The following is a 17,163-nucleotide window of genomic DNA, read 5'->3' as shown; positions in this document are numbered from 1 at the left end:
AGCCCCTTAGAAATAGCCTTGACGTTTTTTATCTTCCATCGAGCCTGCACCATCGTGGTCGATGACACGGCCCTGGCGCTCGGAAGTTCGCGTCAGGAGCATTTCCTGAATGATGTCCGTCAGCGTCTCGGCTTCGGACTCCACCGCGCCCGTCAACGGGTAGCAGCCAAGGGTACGGAAACGTACTTTCTTTTTGACGATTCGGGCTTTGTCTTCGTCGGACAGGTGCTCGAGGATGCGGTCGTCGTCGATCATGATCAACGTGCCGTTCTTCTCGATCACTTCACGCTCGGCGGCGAAGTACAGCGGCACGATCGGGATGCCTTCGAGGTAGATGTACTGCCAGATGTCCAGCTCGGTCCAGTTGGACAGCGGGAACACACGGATGGACTCACCCTTGTTGACGTTGCCGTTGTAGACGTTCCACAGCTCGGGGCGCTGGTTTTTCGGGTCCCAGCGGTGTTTGCTGTCGCGGAATGAGTACACGCGCTCTTTGGCGCGGGATTTCTCTTCATCGCGACGGGCGCCGCCAAAGGCCGCGTCGAAACCATGCTTGTCCAGGGCCTGCTTGAGGCCTTCGGTCTTCATGATGTCGGTGTGCTTGGCGCTGCCGTGGGTGAAGGGGTTGATGCCCTGCGCCACGCCGTCCGGGTTCACGTGGGTGATCAAGTCCAGGCCCAGCTCCTCGACCATCTTGTCGCGGAACTTGTACATCTCCTGGAATTTCCAGCGGGTGTCGACGTGCATCACCGGGAACGGCAGTTTGCCCGGGAAGAAGGCCTTGCGTGCCAGGTGCAGCATCACGGCGGAGTCTTTACCGATCGAGTAGAGCATCACCGGGTTGTCGAACTCGGCGGCGACCTCGCGGATGATGTGGATGCTTTCCGCCTCCAGCTGTTTCAGATGCGTCAGTTTGTCGACCATGGTTACTCACGGAAAAACGATCTTATGGACGGCCAGCGGGCCGTGTTCGAGCGGGGCATGCTAGCACAGCACCTGCTTCTATTCAGGGAGCCATCTAGATCGAAACGGTATATGAATATACCTCCAGGTTTGGCCCTCAAATCGGGTTGGGGCAATCGATGAACAGATGCTCCAGGGCAAAGCGCCGCGCCAGGTAATCGCCCAGGGCCTGTACGCCGTAGCGCTCGGTGGCGTGGTGGCCGGCGGCGATGAAGCTGATGTCGTTTTCGCGGGCGCTGTGAAAAGTTTGCTCGGAGGCTTCACCGCTCAGGTACAGGTCGACACCGGCCGCAATCGCGTCGTCGATATAGCCCTGACCACCGCCGGTGCACCAGCCGACACGGCGGATCATTTCGCTGCCTTCGATCAGCAGCGGTTCACGGCCCATGACCTCCTGCACACGGCGGGCGAAATCACGGGGCGACAGGGGCTCGGCGAGGGAGCCAACCAGTCCGACGATCTTGGGGTTGCTCGGGTCCAGCGGGCCTTCGACCGTGATATCCAACTGACGGGCAAGTTGCACGTTATTACCGACGTCGGGATGCAAGTCCAACGGCAGATGGTAGGCCAACAGGCTGATGTCGTGCTTGAGCAGCGTCTTGAGGCGACGCTGCTTCATCCCTGTGATGCAGGGGTTTTCGCCTTTCCAGAAATAGCCGTGGTGCACCAGGATCAAATCGGCCTGGGCTTCGACGGCAGCATCCAGCAAGGCCTGGCTTGCGGTCACGCCGCTGACGATGCGCATCACTTGAGGGCGGCCCTCGACCTGCAGGCCATTGGGGCAATAGTCGGCAATTTTAGCGCTGCCAAGGTAGCGGTCCGCTTCCTCGACGAGGGTGGTAAGGGGGACGGCCATAAAAGACTCCTAAATATCCCGTTCGCAGGCGTCGCAGCCTCGTATAATGCGCGACATTATGGGCGCTCTCTCGCCCCCTGCAACCTGTCAGGACTTACTTGATGCTCAAGGCGCTGCGTTTTTTTGGATGGCCATTGTTGGCTGGCGTGCTGATCGCGATGCTGATTATTCAGCGTTACCCCGAGCTGGTGGGCCTGCCCAGCCTGGATGTGAACCTGCAACAGGCACCGCAGACCAGCGCGGTGGTGCAAGGCCCAGTGACTTATGCCGACGCGGTCACCATCGCCGCCCCGGCGGTGGTCAACCTGTACACGACCAAGGTCATCAACAAACCGGCGCACCCGCTGTTTGAAGACCCGCAGTTCCGCCGCTACTTCGGCGACAACGGGCCCAAGCAGCGGCGCATGGAATCCAGCTTGGGTTCGGGCGTGATCATGAGCCCCGAAGGCTACATCCTCACCAACAACCACGTGACCACCGGCGCCGACCAGATTGTGGTGGCCCTGCGTGACGGCCGCGAAACCCTGGCCCGCGTGGTGGGCAGCGACCCGGAAACCGACCTCGCGGTACTGAAGATCGACCTGAAAAGCCTGCCGTCCATCACCCTCGGTCGTTCCGATGGTTTGCGCGTCGGTGATGTGGCACTGGCCATCGGCAACCCGTTCGGCGTGGGCCAGACCGTGACCATGGGCATCATCAGCGCCACCGGGCGTAATCAGTTGGGCCTCAACAGCTACGAAGACTTCATTCAGACCGACGCGGCGATCAACCCAGGTAATTCCGGCGGTGCGCTGGTGGATGCCAATGGCAACCTGACCGGTATCAACACGGCGATTTTCTCCAAGTCCGGCGGCTCACAGGGCATCGGTTTCGCGATCCCGGTGAAGCTGGCGATGGAAGTGATGAAGTCGATCATCGAGCACGGCCAGGTAATCCGCGGCTGGCTGGGGATTGAAGTGCAACCGTTGACCAAGGAGCTGGCCGAGTCGTTTGGCTTGACCGGACGCCCAGGCATCGTGGTCGCTGGGATCTTCCGCGACGGCCCGGCGCAGAAAGCCGGCCTGCAACTGGGCGATGTGATCCTCAGCATCAATGGCGAACCGGCCGGCGATGGCCGTAAGTCGATGAACCAGGTGGCGCGGATCAAGCCGACCGACAAGGTGGCGATCCAGGTGATGCGCAACGGCAAAGAGATCAAGTTGCTGGCGGAAATCGGGCTGCGTCCGCCGCCTGCGCCGGTCAAGGAAGAGGAATAACCCGTCACTCACAGGTGCTCGTACGCGGGCACCTGTAAGCTTATATTTCAAAGCAATTCATTCTCATCGGTCATGTTATATTGTTTCAATATCGCTATTGGAACGCTCTATCATGCCGTCTCGAAGAATTGCCCCCTTGGCTGGCCTGGCCCTGGGTTTGCTGCTCGACCCCGCCTACGCCGAAGAAAACACCCTGGAACTCGACGCCATCAGCGTCACCACCGAGGCCTATGAGTCCACCACCGGGCCCGTCAAAGGCTACCGCGCCACCCGTTCGGCCAGCGCGACAAAGACCGACACCGCCATTCGCGACATCCCACAGTCCATCAGCGTAATTCCCGCCACGGTGCTCAAAGACCTCGGCAGCAGCAACGTGGAGCGCGCCCTGGAGTTTGCCGGCGGCGTGTCCAAGCAGAACAACTTCGGTGGCCTGACACTCTACGAATACAGCGTGCGCGGCTTTACCACGTCGGAGTTCTATCAGGACGGCTTCAGCGCTAACCGTGGCTACCCGAGCACACCGGACGCGGCGAACATCGAGCGCATCGAAGTGCTCAAAGGACCCGCCGCCAGCCTGTATGGCCGTGGCGATCCTGGCGGCACGGTGAATATCGTCACCAAGAAGCCCCAGCCTGAAGCCTTCACCACCCTGCAAACCAGCGCCGGCAGTTGGGACCGTTATCGCACGGCCATTGACGTCAACACCCCGCTGGACAGCGAAGGCAAGGTGCTGACTCGGGTCAACCTGGCGGTAGAAGACAACCACAGCTTCCGCGACCACGTGCAAAGCAAGCGGGTATTCGTCGCGCCTTCGTTCAGTTGGCAACTGGACCCGGACACCAGCCTGCTGGTGGAAAGCGAATTCGTACGCCACAGCTCCACCTTCGACCGTGGCATTGTCGACGCCCCCGGCGTATCCCGCTCCACCTTCCTCGGCGAACCCAACGATGGCGATATCGACAACCACAACAACCGCATTCAGGCGACCCTCGAACACCACCTCAATGACGCCTGGAAACTGCGTCTGGCCAGCCACTACAAGCAAGGCAGCCTGTGGGGCGACGCCTCGGAAAACCGCGCGCTGAATGCCGACGGCCACACCATCGACCGCCGCTACCGCGAACGCTCCACGGGTTGGCACGACAGCATCACCCAGCTTGAACTGCGGGGAATGTTCGATATCGGCAGTTGGCAGCACGAGTTGCTGATCGGCACCGAATACGAGGACTACCGCAAGAAAGAACGCGTCACTGCGATTGGCGGTAGCCGCTACCCCATCGACATCTACAATCCGGTCTACGGCAAGCCCAAACCCAACGGCGCGCGCTCCGGTACTGACTTCTTCGAACAGACCAAAAGCCACGCGCTGAACCTGCAAGACCAAATCATCTTCACCGACCGCCTGCGCGGTATGGCCGGTGCGCGCTTCGAACATTTCGAGCAGAGCATCGACGACTTCACGCGCAACCACGCCAAGAGCAAGCAGACCCACGACGCCTTTACCCAACGCGCCGGCCTGCTCTATCAGCTCACACCGCAAGTCGGGGTGTTCGCCAATGCCTCAACGTCGTTCAAGCCCAACAGCGGCCTGGACGCCAACAACAAATCCTTCAAGCCCGAAGAAGGCGTGGGCTATGAAGTGGGAATCAAGAGCGAGCTGTTCGACGACCGCCTCAGCGCCACCCTCGCCGCCTTCCATATCGAAAAGGAAAACGTACTGACCCTGGACCCGGCCACCAATCTCAACCGTGCCGTGGGCAAGGCGCGCAGCCAGGGTTTTGACCTGCAACTGACCGGGCAAGTGACCGATGCCGTACGGGTGATTGGTGCATTTGCCTACATCGACGCTGAAGTGACCAAAGGCGATAAAGCCATTCCGGCCGGCAGCCGCATCCTTGGCGTGGCCAAGCGCAGCGGCAGTCTGTTGGGGGTGTATGAGTTCCAGGATGGCGCGTTGCGCGGCTCGGACCTGGGCGCGGCGTTCACGTATGTGGGCGATCGTTCAGGGGAGGCCGGCACGAACTTTGAGTTGCCGGCCTATCACACCGTTGATCTGCTGGCCCATTACAAGGCCACTGACAACGTCACTGTCGGACTGAACCTCAACAACCTGTTTGATGAGAAGTACTACGAGCGGTCGTACAGCAGTTATTGGATCAATCCCGGAGAGCCGCGCAATCTCACCCTCAGCTTGACCCTAAAGCTCTAAACGCCTCCCTGTAGGGGCGAGCTTGCTCGCGAAGACCCTGAGAGCGCGACGTTAACTCAGAAGCGCTGCGTTATCGTTGACGTCCTTCGCGAGCAAGCTCGCTCCTACAATGATTGCGGTGCCCGTTCGCAAAGGGTGGTCAGTGCCTTCGCCCACTGCGGGTCATCATTCAGGCACGGCACCAATACCAACTCTTCCCCCCCAGCCTCGCGGAACTGCTCGAGCCCACGATCGCCGATTTCCTCCAGAGTCTCGATGCAGTCGGCGACAAACGCCGGGCACATCACCAGCAGCTTTTTCACGCCTTGCTGAGCCAGGGCTTCCAGGCGCGCTTCGGTGTAGGGTTCGATCCATTTGGCGCGGCCCAGGCGTGACTGGAACGCCACCGACCATTTATCTTCCGGCAAGCCCAATCGTTCAGCAAAATCGCGGGCGACGCTGAAACATTGCGCGCGGTAGCAGGTTTTCAACACCTCAGGCGAGGCGTTCTTGCAGCAGTCGGCATCCTTGAAGCAATGCTGGCCTGTCGGGTCAAGTTTGGTCAGATGACGCTCTGGCAGGCCGTGGAAACTCAGCAGCAGGTGATCGTAATCCTGCTCCACATAGGAGCGGACACTCGCCGCGAGCGCGTCGAGGTATTCCGGCTGGTCGTAGAACGGCGGCAAGATCGAGAACTGCACGCTCAGCTTCTTATCACGTACAACCCGCTTGGCCTCTTCAATCACCGTGGTCACAGTGCTGTCGGCGAACTGCGGGTACAGCGGCGCCAGGGTGACTTTGCGGATGCCCTGGGCGGCGAGGCGCGTCAGCACGCTTTCAATGGACGGTTCGCCGTAGCGCATCGCCAATTCCACCGGGCCTTGGGTCCACTGCGCAGTCATCTGCTGTTGCAGGCGGCGACTGAGCACCACCAACGGCGAACCCTCATCCCACCAGATGGAGGCGTAGGCGTGGGCCGACTGCTCGGGGCGCTTGATCAGGATCAGCGACACCAGCAAGCGCCGCACCGGCCACGGCAGGTCGATCACATAAGGGTCCATCAGGAACTGATTGAGGTAGCTGCGCACATCGGCCACCGAAGTGGACTTTGGCGAGCCCAGGTTGACCAGTAACAACGCGTGATCCGTCATGCAACATCCTATCTCTAGAGGCGGCTGGACAAGTCATCCAGAGCCGCGCGCAACTCAGTGAACTGGAAAGTGTAACCGGCGGCCAACAAGCGCTCGGGCACCGCCTTCTGACCGCCCAACAGCAGGCCGGACAGCTCGCCCAGGCCCACCTTCAATGCAAAGGCCGGCATCGGCATGAACGCCGGGCGGTGCAACACCTGGCCGAGGGTTTTCGCAAACTCGCGATTGCGCACCGGGTGTGGCGCGCAAGCATTATAAGGACCACTGGCATCAGGCTTGTGCAGAAGAAAATCAATCAGGGCGATTTGATCCTTGATATGCACCCACGGCATCCACTGCCGACCATTGCCGATAGGCCCGCCCAGCGCCAGTTTGAAAGGCAGCAACAGCCGCGACAAAAAGCCGCCCTCGGCTGACAACACCAAACCGGTCCGCACCAACACCACGCGAATCCCTAACGCTTCAGCGCGTAGGGCGGTTTCTTCCCAGGCGATGCACAACTGGCTGGGGAAATCGTCCTGCACCGGGCCGCTGGCTTCGGTCAATTCGCGTTCGCCGCCGTCGCCGTACCAGCCCACCGCCGAACCGGAAATCAACACCGCTGGTTTTTGTTCCAGGCCTTCAAGCCACGCCAGCAAAGTTTCTGTAAGGCTGATGCGGCTGCTCCACAACAGCGCCTTGCGCTTGTGAGTCCACGGGCGGTCAGCGATCGGCGCACCCGCCAGGTTAATGACCGCATCCACCGGACCGACAACCTGTTGCAGGTGTTCGACGCCCGCGACTTGAGCACCGCATCGCATGGCAACCTGTTCCGGATGACGGCTCCACACCGTCAGCCTATGACCCTGCGCGAGCCAGTGCTGGCAGAGTTGGCGGCCGATCAGGCCAGTACCGCCGGTCAGCAAAATGTGCATGGGATGTTCCTCATGTAACGTTCGCCGCCCATCGCTAGTCTATTTTATAAGCAGGGATCAATTTGAACGGGCGTAACATTGGATTAAGCCTCTGCTTTAACCATAGGTCACGCCGTAAGAACAGGTAAGCCAAAACTTATACCAAAAAACAATATTGTACAGCTATTGGTGTCGGCGTAGTCTGTACCCAACGGTAAAACGAGGCCCCCTATGACTGTTCCCATCGCGATCATCGGCACCGGCATCGCCGGTCTTTCCGCCGCCCGAGCGTTACGAGACGCGGGGCACGTTGTACAACTCTTCGATAAAAGCCGTGGCAGCGGTGGCCGCATGTCCAGCAAGCGTAGCGATGCCGGCTCCCTGGACATGGGCGCACAATATTTCACCGCCCGCGACCGGCGCTTCGTCAACGAAGTGCAACGCTGGCAAAGCAATGGCTGGGCCGAGCAATGGAAACCCCAGCTGTACAACTTCAAGTCCGGCCAACTCACCCCCTCCCCCGATGAACAGATCCGCTGGGTCGGCACGCCGCGCATGAGCGCCATCACCCGCGCCCTGCTCGACGACCTGCCGGTGGAGTTCGGGTGCCGCATCACCGAGGTGTTTCAAGGCAAACAACACTGGAACCTGCTGGACGCCGACGGCGAAAACCACGGCCCGTTCAGCCACGTGATCATCGCCACCCCAGCGCCCCAGGCAACCGCCCTGCTGGCTGCAGCGCCCAAGTTGGCCAGTGCCGCCGCCGGCGTGAAGATGGACCCAACGTGGGCCATCGCCCTGGCCTTCGAAAAGCCTCTGGATACGCCGATGGAAGGCTGTTTCGTGCAAGACAGCCCCCTCGATTGGCTGGCGCGCAACCGCAGCAAACCGGGGCGTGACACCCACCTCGACACGTGGGTACTGCACGCCACCAGCACATGGAGCAAGGCCCACCTGGACCTGCCCAAGGAAGCGGTGATCGAGCATCTGCATGGCGCCTTCGCCGAACTGCTGCACAGCGCCATGCCCGCGCCCTCTTTCAGCTTGGCGCACCGCTGGCTCTATGCTCGACCGTCCAATAGCCATGAATTCGGCGTGCTGGCCGATGCCGACCTGGGCCTTTATGTATGTGGCGACTGGTGCCTTTCGGGCCGGGTCGAAGGGGCTTGGCTCAGTGGCCAGGAAGCCGCGAGACGCTTGATCGAACACCTGCAATGAACCGCATCAATCCTGCAAAACTGCTGCTGTCGAAATGGACAGCAGCTCAGCCTCGCAACAAAGAAAAACACTTCTTGGTCACCGAACTGTTTCGGGATGAAGAAGGCGTCGTGCTGGAAATCGAACTGCAAGCCGTCATGACCCGTCGCACCGAACGCTGCGCCTGGCAAACCCTGCAAAACGATGACGCCTGGAAAATCGGCTGGAAATAGCTGACCTGCAAAAACTTGTACAAATAATTTGACTTGTACAGCATCGAACCTATGATGAGATTTAGTTGTACAAGACTTTAATTTTGTACAGGAATCTTGCAGGGGTTCGCTTATGTCCAGCACCACCAAACCGAAGATCGGCATCAGTGCCTGCCTATTGGGCCAGAACGTGCGCTTCAACGGCGGCCATAAACAATCCCTGCTATGCAGCCAGACTCTCGCCGACTATTTCGACTTCGTGCCGCTGTGCCCGGAGGTCGCCATCGGCCTGGGCATTCCACGCGAACCGATCCGCCTGGTGGGCGACCCGGCCCACCCGCAAGCCGTCGGCACGGTACACCGCGAACTGAACGTCACTCAGCCACTGGACGATTACGGCCGGCAGATGGCGTCGGAGCACACCGACCTGTGCGGCTACATCTTCATGCAGAAGTCGCCGTCGTGCGGACTGGAGCGGGTCAAGGTGTACCGCGACAACGGCACCCCGGTCGACGGCGGCGGGCGTGGTATCTACGCCCAAGCATTTTGTGCGCGTCACCCCAATCTGCCAGTGGAAGAAGACGGTCGATTGAATGACCCGGTGCTGCGAGAAAACTTCCTGACCCGCGTTTTCGTCTACGCCGATTGGCAACAGCTGCTGGCCGAAGGCCTGACCCGCCACCGGCTGCTGGCCTTTCATTCACGCTACAAATACCTGTTGATGGCCCATAGCCCGGCGCACTACAAAAGCCTCGGGCACCTGCTGGGCAGCATGACCAAAGAGACCCACCTCGATGAACTGGCCACCTGTTACTTCAGCGACTTGATGACCGGCCTGAGCCAATGCGCCACCCGTGGCACCCATACCAACGTGCTGCAACACATCAGTGGTTACCTCAAACAAGTCATCAGTACCGACGACAAGCAGGAAATGCAAACCCTCATCGGCCAGTACCGCCAAGGCATCGTGCCGCTGGTGGTGCCACTGACCCTGCTCAAGCACCACTTTCGCCAACACCCGGACCGCTACATCGCGCAACAGGCCTACCTGCAGCCGCACCCGGAAAACCTCAGCCTGCGAAATGCGATTTAGACCATGAAAGCTGTCCTGCAAGACGACCCCGGCGAAGACATCACCCAAGCCCTCGAAGACGGCTGGCTGCCGATCCGCGAAGTGGCGCGCCAGACCGGCGTCAACGCCGTGACCCTGCGCGCGTGGGAGCGCCGCTATGGCCTGATCGTGCCCCAGCGCACGCCTAAAGGTCATCGGTTGTTCAGCGCCGAACATGTCCAACGCATCCACACCATCCTCACCTGGCTCAATCGCGGCGTGCCGGTGAGTCAAGTCAAAGGCCTGATCGACTCAGCGTTCACTGTTCCCGATATCGTTGAAAACGAATGGCACACCCTGCGCCAGAGCCTTGTGCAAGCCATCAGCGAATTGGCCGAACGCCGTGTGGATGACGCTTTCAACCAAGCCATGGCGCTATACCCGCCGCGCACCCTGTGCGAGCAGCTGTTATTGCCACTGTTGCAGGAGCTGGAAAAACGCTGGCAAGGCCAGTTCGGCGCGCAGATGGAGCGGGTGTTTTTCTTGTCCTGGCTGCGCAGCAAGTTCGGCGCGCGTATTTATCACAACAATCGTCAGTTGCATGGCGCGCCGTTGCTGTTGGTGAACCAGTCCGACGTTCCCCTGGAGCCGCACCTGTGGCTCAGCGCCTGGCTCGCCAGCAGTGCCGACTGCCCGGTAGAAGTATTCGACTGGCCGCTGCCTGCCGGTGAGCTGGCCCTGGCGGTAGAACACCTGCAACCGCGCGCGGTGCTGCTGTATTCGAGCAAGGCGCTCCATCTGTCGGCTTTCGCAAAACTTTTGGGTGGCGTCAGTTGCCCAAAATTGATGGTCGGACCAACGGTATGCATCCACCAAGCCGAGTTGACCGTATTAACCCAAGACATTCCTGATTTGTTCGTCGCCGAAGACCTGTTGTCGGCCCACCAGCTACTGATCCAGCGTGGACTTGTTTAAATGCATTTGATCTGGCTGCGCACCGACCTGCGCCTACACGACAACACCGCCCTGGCCGCCGCGAGCCAGCGGGGCCCGCTGGCGGCCGTGTACCTGATCACGCCGCAGCAATGGCTGGACCATGACGATGCGCCGTGCAAAGTGGACTTTTGGCTGCGCAACTTGCAAGACCTGAGCAAGACGCTGGGCGCACTGAACATCCCCCTGTTGATTCGCACTGCGGCCACTTGGGATCAGGCACCCGACGTATTGAGCAGGTTGTGCCGCGAGCTATCGGTGGAGTCAGTCCACGTCAACGAGGAATACGGCATCCACGAAAGTCGCCGAGACGCGGCCGTGTCCAAGGCCTTGGAAGCTGATGGCGTGACCTTCCACAGCTACCTCGACCAACTGTTCTTCCAGCCCGGCAGCGTGTTGACCAAGACCGGCACGTATTTCCAGGTGTTCAGCCAATTCCGCAAGGTCTGCTACACCCGTCTGCACAGCGCCCTGCCGCGTATCGTCGCAGCGCCAAAGGCCCAGGCACCGATCAAGCTGAACAACGACCCGATCCCAAAGACGGTCGAAGGTTTCGAACCACCCAGCGATAGCCTGCGCGCCCTCTGGCCGGCCGGTGAAGACGAAGCCCGGCGCCGCCTCGACGCCTTTGCCGATCAACAAATCAGCTACTACAAAGACGAGCGCGACTTCCCTGCCAAGCCCGGCACCAGCCAGTTGTCCGCCTACCTTGCGGCGGGTGTGGTTTCGCCGCGTCAGTGCCTGCATGCCGCACTGCAAACTAATGGCGGCGAGTTTGAAAGTGGCGACATGGGCGCCATCACCTGGATCAACGAGTTGCTCTGGCGTGAGTTCTACAAGCACATCCTGGTGGGTTACCCACGGGTTTCTCGTCACCGCGCTTTCCGCCCCGAAACCGAAGCCGTGGCCTGGCGCAATGCGCCCAAGGACCTCGCCGCCTGGCAGGAAGCGCGCACCGGCTTGCCAATCATCGACGCGGCCATGCGCCAACTGCTGGAAACCGGCTGGATGCACAACCGCCTGCGCATGGTGGTGGCGATGTTTCTGACCAAGAACCTGCTGATCGACTGGCGCGAAGGTGAGCGTTTCTTCATGCGCCACCTGATCGATGGCGACCTCGCCGCCAATAACGGCGGCTGGCAGTGGAGCTCATCCACCGGCACCGACTCGGCACCGTACTTCCGGATTTTCAGCCCATTGAGCCAGTCGGAGAAATTCGATAGCGAGGGCATTTTCATCAAGCACTGGCTGCCGGAATTGGCCGCACTGAATAAAAAAGAAGTGCACAACCCCGAAGCCGTCGGCGGCTTGTTCGGCGTGGCCGACTACCCGCGTTCGATTGTCGACTTGAAAAAGTCCCGCGAACGCGCCCTGGCCGCCTTCCGCAGCCTGCCTTCGCGCCAAGCTGTCGGAGGCGAACATGAGTGACTTCCTGCGCCGCTTCGCCCAGGCCTTCGCCACGCTGGACAAGCACAATCTGCATTTGCTCGACAACCTGTACAGCCAGGACATCGCCTTTGCCGACCCGCTGCACGAAGTACACGGTCTGCCCGCCATGCACCGTTACTTCGCAGAGCTGTACAGCAACGTCAGCCAACTGCGCTTCCACTTCCACGGCTTCGACCAGGTGGCCGAAGGCGAAGGTTACCTGCGCTGGGAAATGAGTTTCTGCCACCCGCGCCTGGCGGACGGCTACGTCATCCGCGTGGAAGGCTGCTCGCACCTGATGTGGCGTGACAAGGTGTACCGCCATCGCGATTACTTCGATGCCGGTGCCCTGCTGTACGAACACTTGCCCGTACTGGGCCGCGTCATCAGTTGGCTGAAAAGGAGAATGGGATGAGCAGTACATCGCCCCGCCGTTATTGGCTGACCGGCGCCAGCAGTGGCATCGGGGCCGCATTGGCCGTGGAGTTGCTCAACAGCGGCGCCCACGTGGCGCTCAGCTCGCGCACCAAAGGGCCTTTGGAAGCGCTCGCGCAACGTTATCCCGGCCAGGTGCTGGTGGTGGCGGGCGATCTGACCAACAGCCAGACCGTGCGTGAGATCGGCGAACATATCGGGGGGGCCTGGGGTTCGCTGGACACCGTGATCCTCAATGCCGGCACCTGTGAGTACGTGGACGCGCGGCAGTTTGATTCGTCCATCATCGAGCACGTCGTGCGCACCAACCTGCTGGCCAGCAGTTATTGCATCGAAGCCGCCCTTGCGCTGTTACGCGCCGGGCAAACGCCGCACTTGGTGGGTGTCGCCAGCGCCGTGACCTACCTGCCGATGCCACGCGCCGAAGCCTACGGCGCGTCGAAGGCCGGCCTGCGCTACCTGTTCGAATCATTGCGCATCAGCCTGTCGCCGGAAAACATCGACGTCACGGTGATCAGTCCGGGTTTCGTCGACACGCCGTTGACCGAACGCAATGATTTCCCGATGCCACTCAGTTGGCCGGCGGACAAAGCCGCCAAACACATCTTCAATAAATTGGAAAAGCGTCCGCTGGAAATTGCCTTCCCCGCGTTGTTCATCGCCGCTCTCTGGCCACTGTCGAAACTGCCCAACCGCGCACAATTGGTCATTGGCAAGCGCATGTTGCGCAGCCAGCCGCCGAAGAAGGACGACCTGTGAAGATCGCCATCATCGGCAGCGGCATTGCAGGGCTGACCAGCGCCTACCTGCTCAGCCGCCGGCATGAGATCACGCTGTTCGAAGCGGGCGACCGCATCGGCGGGCATACCCACACGGTCAACGTGACCGTCGAGGGCCAAAGCTATGCGGTGGACACGGGCTTCATCGTATTCAACGACTGGACGTACCCCAACTTCATCCGCCTGTTGGGGCAGATCGGGGTAACGTACAAGCCTACCGAGATGAGCTTTTCGGTGTGCGACGAGCACACTCGGTTCGAATACAACGGTAATAACCTCAACAGCTTGTTTGCCCAGCGCCGCAATATTTTGTCGCCGAGGTTCTGGGGCATGCTGCGTGACATCTTGCGCTTCAATCGCCAGGCGCCGCTCGACCTGCAGGAACAGCGCATCAGCGCCGAGATGACCCTGGGCGACTACCTCGACGCCAACGGTTACGGCGAGCGGTTTATCCGCCATTACATCGTACCGATGGGCGCGGCGATCTGGTCGATGTCGCTGGCCGACATGCTAGGTTTCCCCCTGCAGTTCTTCGTGCGTTTCTTCAAGAACCACGGTTTGCTGTCGGTGAGCAACCGCCCACAATGGTGCGTGATCGAGGGGGGGTCCAGCCGCTACATCGAACCGCTGACCCGCAGCTTTCGTGAACAGATCCGCCTCAATTGCCCTGTGCATAACGTCGAGCGCACCGACGATGGCGTGGTTATCCACAGCCCGGCCGGCAGCGAGGCATTTGATCGCGTGGTCTTCGCCTGCCACAGCGACCAGGCCCTGGCGTTATTGGCCGACCCGAGCCAGGCCGAACAAGACATCCTGGGTGCCCTGCCCTACGCCGACAACGACGTGGTGCTGCACACCGACACTCGCCTGCTGCCCGATCGCAAACTGGCCTGGGCCAGCTGGAACTACCGGCTCAGCGGCACTGCGCAGAAGCAGGCGGCAGTGACCTATGACATGAACATCCTGCAAGGCATCGACAGCGCCACCACCTTTTGCGTCAGCCTCAACCAGACGACGATGATCAACCCGCTGAAAGTGCTTGCCCGCTACACCTACGCCCACCCGCAATACAGCCTGGCGGCGGTGGCCGCTCAAGGGCGTCGGGAAGAAATATCCGGCGTGCGCAATACCTTTTATTGCGGCGCCTACTGGGCCAACGGTTTTCACGAAGACGGCGTGGTCAGCGCGCTGCACGTGGCCCAAGCCTTTGGGGAAACCCTGTGAACAGCGCCCTGTACAGCGGCTGGATTGCCCATCGCCGGTTTGCGCCCAAGGCCCATGCCTTTCGCTACCGCATCGGCTTGCTGTACCTGGATTTGAGCGAAGAACACGAAGTGCTTGGCCTTTCGCCCCTGGCCGGGCGTAGCCACCTGGCGCCCTTCGGTTTTCGCCAGCAGGACTATCTGCGTGAATTGACGCGCACCGGCATCAGCTTGAGCGATGCCGTGCGCCAGGAAGTCGGCAAGGCACTGGGGCGTACACCCCAGGGCGTTATCTGCCTACTGACCCAGGCCCGCAGTTGGGGCCTGGCTTTTAACCCCGTGAGTTTCTTCTACTGCTTCGAGGCCGACGGACGTCTGGCCGCGATCCTGTGTGAAGTGACCAACACCCCGTGGCGTGAGCGATATCACTACGTGCTGCCGGCCCTGGCCCTGGGCACGGATGAGCACCAGCATTTCGCCGTGGCCAAGGCCTTCCATGTGTCGCCGTTCTTGCCGCGCGACTTGGAATACCGCATGAGCTTCAGCCCGCCCGCCGCCAAACTCGGCGTGCACATGGCTGACTGGCAAGGCGAATTGAAAGTCTTCGACGCCACCTTGAGCCTGCAAAAAGAGACGCTCAACCGTGCCAGCCTGCACCGCTACCTATGGCGCTTTCCGTGGATGACCGCCAAGACGTGTCTCGCGATCTATTGGCAGGCCCTGCGCCTGTTGCTCAAACGCACACCGATTTTTTCCCACCGGGCCGCCGATGGCGCCTCTCGCACTGCAGTCGGGTACACCAAGGATCGCCGCCATGAAATCCCCTAGTTTATCGGTCAAGACCCATCGCCTGAACGTCAACGGCATGACTGCCGCGCTGCTGCGCAAAGCCGTGCTGCGTCAACTCAGCCAATTGCGCCATGGTCAGTTGGTGGTGATCGAAGACGGCGAGCGGCAAGTCTTCGGCGCACGCGAAGCGCACCTGCTGGGCGAAATCCAGATCCTTGATTCGGCCGTGTGGGGCCTGGTGGCGGCCAACGGTTCCATCGGTGCCGGCGAGGCATTTATCCACGGTTACTGGAGCAGCCCGGACCTCACCGCAGTGGTTCGCGTGATGGTCAGCAACCTCGACGTACTCGACGCGATGGAAGGCGGCCTGGCACGCCTGGCACGTCCCTTCACTCAGGGCCTGCACTGGCTCAACCGCAATACGCGCAAGGGCTCGCAGAAGAACATCGCCGCCCACTACGACCTGGGCAATGACCTGTTCGAGGAATTCCTCGACCCGACCATGATGTACTCGGCGGCTCAATTCCTGACCGCCGACGACACTCTGGAACAGGCGCAATTGAACAAGCTGGAGCGCATCTGTCAGAAACTCGCCCTCAAGCCCGGCGACCACCTGCTGGAGATCGGCACCGGCTGGGGCAGCATGGCGCTGTACGCGGCGCAGCATTATGGCTGCAAGGTCACCACCACGACGTTGTCCAAGGAACAGTTCGCCTACACCGAAAAACGCATCGCAGCCCTGGGCTTGCAAGAGCAGGTCACGCTGCTGTTGCAGGATTACCGCGACCTTACTGGCCAGTACGACAAGTTGGTGTCGATTGAGATGATCGAGGCGGTGGGCCATCGCTTTCTGCCGACCTACTTCAAACAGTGCGCGCACTTGCTCAAGAGCGACGGCCTGATGTTGCTGCAAGCCATCACCATTCGTGAGCAACGCTTTGAACAGGCCAAGCGCAGCGTGGATTTTATCCAGCGCTACATCTTCCCCGGCGGCGCCCTGCCCTGCGTGCAGAACATGCTGCACATCGTCAGCCGCGATACCGATATGAACCTGCTGCACATGGAGGATTTTGGCCTGCATTACGCGCGAACCCTGCGCCTGTGGCATGAGAATTTTCGCCGCGCCCACGGTCGCCTCGCCGAACTGGGCTACGACGAGTATTTCCTGCGCCTGTGGGAGTTTTACCTGTGTTACTGCGAGGGTGGCTTCATGGAGCGCACCATCGGCACGGCGCAATTGCTGCTGGCCAAACCTTCGGCGATCAACCCGCCGCTGCTCGGTCGCTTCAGTGCTTAAGACCCTGGCCAACGCCGCGCTCTTTCAGTGCGGCTGGTTTGCCTGCGTACTCGGCGGTGACAGTGCATGGTTATTCGTTGGGCTGGCGGTGCTGGCCGTTCATCTGTTGTGGATAAGTTCGTGGGCCGCAGACGCCAGGCTGATCCTCATTGTTACCGTCGTGGGTACGCTATTGGACACTGCGTTGCGCACGTTGGGCGTGTTTCAGTTCACCGAGCCGGGCCCGCTGATTCCCTTCTGGTTGATCCTGTTGTGGGCGTTGCTGGCGACGACGTTGCGCCATTGCCTGGCCTGGAGCGCCCGCCCCTGGTGGCGTGCGGCGGTACTAGGGGCATTCGGCGGCCCGCTTTCCTACTACGCCGGCAGCCAATTGGCGGGGGTGCAGTTTGGTTATGGCCTCGCCCCCACGATGGCGACGCTGGCGCTGCTGTGGGCCTTGGTATTTGTGGGGTTGCATCGGTTGGCGCGCTGAC

Annotated in this window: 17 protein-coding genes; 13 read left to right on the top strand and 4 right to left on the bottom strand. The window is 60.8% G+C overall.

Annotation, left to right across the window (positions count from 1 at the left end):
* Positions 1-6: 6 nt before the first annotated feature.
* Complete coding sequence (cysD, locus tag ACP7C6_RS22430; protein ID WP_005784641.1) at positions 7-924, bottom strand: sulfate adenylyltransferase subunit CysD; 918 nt, start codon at positions 922-924, stop codon at positions 7-9.
* Positions 925-1,060: 136 nt separating this feature from the next.
* On the bottom strand, positions 1,061-1,819 hold the full coding sequence (locus ACP7C6_RS22425; RefSeq protein WP_016977054.1) for a Nif3-like dinuclear metal center hexameric protein: 759 nt from the start codon (positions 1,817-1,819) through the stop codon (positions 1,061-1,063).
* A 101-nt stretch (positions 1,820-1,920) separates the two neighbouring features.
* Between ACP7C6_RS22425 and algW the strand changes: the two genes are divergently transcribed.
* A complete protein-coding gene (gene algW / locus ACP7C6_RS22420; protein ID WP_028618771.1) occupies positions 1,921-3,075 on the top strand; it encodes a Do family serine endopeptidase AlgW in 1,155 nt (384 codons plus the stop codon).
* Between the two features lie 112 nt (positions 3,076-3,187).
* Positions 3,188-5,284 carry a TonB-dependent siderophore receptor gene (locus ACP7C6_RS22415; protein WP_028618770.1) on the top strand — a complete coding sequence of 699 codons (2,097 nt, stop codon included), beginning with the start codon at positions 3,188-3,190 and terminating at the stop codon, positions 5,282-5,284.
* A 104-nt stretch (positions 5,285-5,388) separates the two neighbouring features.
* Here the strand turns inward: ACP7C6_RS22415 and hemH are convergent, their stop codons facing one another.
* The gene (gene hemH / locus ACP7C6_RS22410; RefSeq protein WP_426109262.1) at positions 5,389-6,414 is read right to left on the bottom strand and encodes a ferrochelatase; all 1,026 of its coding nucleotides are present in this window, start codon (positions 6,412-6,414) and stop codon (positions 5,389-5,391) included.
* Positions 6,415-6,428: 14 nt separating this feature from the next.
* Positions 6,429-7,328, bottom strand: a complete 900-nt coding sequence (locus ACP7C6_RS22405; protein ID WP_353631841.1) for a TIGR01777 family oxidoreductase — start codon at positions 7,326-7,328, stop codon at positions 6,429-6,431.
* Between the two features lie 210 nt (positions 7,329-7,538).
* Here ACP7C6_RS22405 and ACP7C6_RS22400 point away from each other — a divergent pair, with 210 nt between their 5' ends.
* The 11 genes from ACP7C6_RS22400 to ACP7C6_RS22350 all read left to right on the top strand — a co-directional run bounded on the left by ACP7C6_RS22400 (position 7,539) and on the right by ACP7C6_RS22350 (position 17,162).
* The gene (locus ACP7C6_RS22400) at positions 7,539-8,525 is read left to right on the top strand and encodes an NAD(P)/FAD-dependent oxidoreductase (RefSeq protein WP_028618767.1); all 987 of its coding nucleotides are present in this window, start codon (positions 7,539-7,541) and stop codon (positions 8,523-8,525) included.
* Entirely contained in the window at positions 8,522-8,737 is a 216-nt protein-coding gene (locus tag ACP7C6_RS22395; RefSeq protein WP_028618766.1) for a TIGR02450 family Trp-rich protein, read from the top strand. The genes ACP7C6_RS22400 and ACP7C6_RS22395 overlap by 4 nt, the downstream gene beginning before the upstream one ends.
* A gap of 112 nt (positions 8,738-8,849) precedes the next feature.
* The gene (locus ACP7C6_RS22390; protein ID WP_426109261.1) at positions 8,850-9,809 is read left to right on the top strand and encodes a YbgA family protein; all 960 of its coding nucleotides are present in this window, start codon (positions 8,850-8,852) and stop codon (positions 9,807-9,809) included.
* A gap of 3 nt (positions 9,810-9,812) precedes the next feature.
* A complete protein-coding gene (locus ACP7C6_RS22385; RefSeq protein ID WP_122554838.1) occupies positions 9,813-10,742 on the top strand; it encodes a MerR family transcriptional regulator in 930 nt (309 codons plus the stop codon).
* On the top strand, positions 10,743-12,188 hold the full coding sequence (phrB, locus tag ACP7C6_RS22380; protein ID WP_028618763.1) for a deoxyribodipyrimidine photo-lyase: 1,446 nt from the start codon (positions 10,743-10,745) through the stop codon (positions 12,186-12,188).
* Positions 12,181-12,603, top strand: coding sequence for a nuclear transport factor 2 family protein (locus ACP7C6_RS22375; protein WP_426109260.1), 423 nt, complete (start codon positions 12,181-12,183; stop codon positions 12,601-12,603). Before phrB ends, ACP7C6_RS22375 begins: the two co-directional genes overlap by 8 nt.
* Positions 12,600-13,382, top strand: a complete 783-nt coding sequence (locus ACP7C6_RS22370) for an SDR family NAD(P)-dependent oxidoreductase (protein WP_028618761.1) — start codon at positions 12,600-12,602, stop codon at positions 13,380-13,382. Before ACP7C6_RS22375 ends, ACP7C6_RS22370 begins: the two co-directional genes overlap by 4 nt.
* Entirely contained in the window at positions 13,379-14,626 is a 1,248-nt protein-coding gene (locus tag ACP7C6_RS22365; protein ID WP_028618760.1) for an NAD(P)/FAD-dependent oxidoreductase, read from the top strand. The genes ACP7C6_RS22370 and ACP7C6_RS22365 overlap by 4 nt, the downstream gene beginning before the upstream one ends.
* Complete coding sequence (locus ACP7C6_RS22360) at positions 14,623-15,432, top strand: DUF1365 domain-containing protein (protein WP_426109259.1); 810 nt, start codon at positions 14,623-14,625, stop codon at positions 15,430-15,432. Before ACP7C6_RS22365 ends, ACP7C6_RS22360 begins: the two co-directional genes overlap by 4 nt.
* A complete protein-coding gene (locus tag ACP7C6_RS22355) occupies positions 15,419-16,690 on the top strand; it encodes an SAM-dependent methyltransferase (RefSeq protein ID WP_028618758.1) in 1,272 nt (423 codons plus the stop codon). Before ACP7C6_RS22360 ends, ACP7C6_RS22355 begins: the two co-directional genes overlap by 14 nt.
* Positions 16,683-17,162, top strand: a complete 480-nt coding sequence (locus ACP7C6_RS22350; protein ID WP_426109258.1) for a DUF2878 domain-containing protein — start codon at positions 16,683-16,685, stop codon at positions 17,160-17,162. Before ACP7C6_RS22355 ends, ACP7C6_RS22350 begins: the two co-directional genes overlap by 8 nt.
* Position 17,163: the final 1 nt, after the last annotated feature.

Origin of the sequence: Pseudomonas sp. TWR1-1-4 (genome assembly GCF_049897165.1) — a bacterium.
GTDB classification, from domain to species: domain Bacteria; phylum Pseudomonadota; class Gammaproteobacteria; order Pseudomonadales; family Pseudomonadaceae; genus Aquipseudomonas; species Aquipseudomonas canadensis.
Note: the sequence above shows the minus strand (reverse complement) of the source record. Positions and strands in the feature narration are given on the sequence as shown.

Excerpts from the sequence above, each read along its gene's own strand:
- cysD (WP_005784641.1), bottom strand. The coding sequence starts at position 924 with ATGGTCGACAAACTGACGCATCTGAAACAGCTGGAGGCGGAAAGCATC.
- ACP7C6_RS22425 (WP_016977054.1), bottom strand. The coding sequence starts at position 1,819 with ATGGCCGTCCCCCTTACCACCCTCGTCGAGGAAGCGGACCGCTACCTT.
- algW (WP_028618771.1), top strand. The coding sequence starts at position 1,921 with ATGCTCAAGGCGCTGCGTTTTTTTGGATGGCCATTGTTGGCTGGCGTG.
- ACP7C6_RS22415 (WP_028618770.1), top strand. The coding sequence starts at position 3,188 with ATGCCGTCTCGAAGAATTGCCCCCTTGGCTGGCCTGGCCCTGGGTTTG.
- hemH (WP_426109262.1), bottom strand. The coding sequence starts at position 6,414 with ATGACGGATCACGCGTTGTTACTGGTCAACCTGGGCTCGCCAAAGTCC.
- ACP7C6_RS22405 (WP_353631841.1), bottom strand. The coding sequence starts at position 7,328 with ATGCACATTTTGCTGACCGGCGGTACTGGCCTGATCGGCCGCCAACTC.
- ACP7C6_RS22400 (WP_028618767.1), top strand. The coding sequence starts at position 7,539 with ATGACTGTTCCCATCGCGATCATCGGCACCGGCATCGCCGGTCTTTCC.
- ACP7C6_RS22395 (WP_028618766.1), top strand. The coding sequence starts at position 8,522 with ATGAACCGCATCAATCCTGCAAAACTGCTGCTGTCGAAATGGACAGCA.
- ACP7C6_RS22390 (WP_426109261.1), top strand. The coding sequence starts at position 8,850 with ATGTCCAGCACCACCAAACCGAAGATCGGCATCAGTGCCTGCCTATTG.
- ACP7C6_RS22385 (WP_122554838.1), top strand. The coding sequence starts at position 9,813 with ATGAAAGCTGTCCTGCAAGACGACCCCGGCGAAGACATCACCCAAGCC.
- phrB (WP_028618763.1), top strand. The coding sequence starts at position 10,743 with ATGCATTTGATCTGGCTGCGCACCGACCTGCGCCTACACGACAACACC.
- ACP7C6_RS22375 (WP_426109260.1), top strand. The coding sequence starts at position 12,181 with ATGAGTGACTTCCTGCGCCGCTTCGCCCAGGCCTTCGCCACGCTGGAC.
- ACP7C6_RS22370 (WP_028618761.1), top strand. The coding sequence starts at position 12,600 with ATGAGCAGTACATCGCCCCGCCGTTATTGGCTGACCGGCGCCAGCAGT.
- ACP7C6_RS22355 (WP_028618758.1), top strand. The coding sequence starts at position 15,419 with ATGAAATCCCCTAGTTTATCGGTCAAGACCCATCGCCTGAACGTCAAC.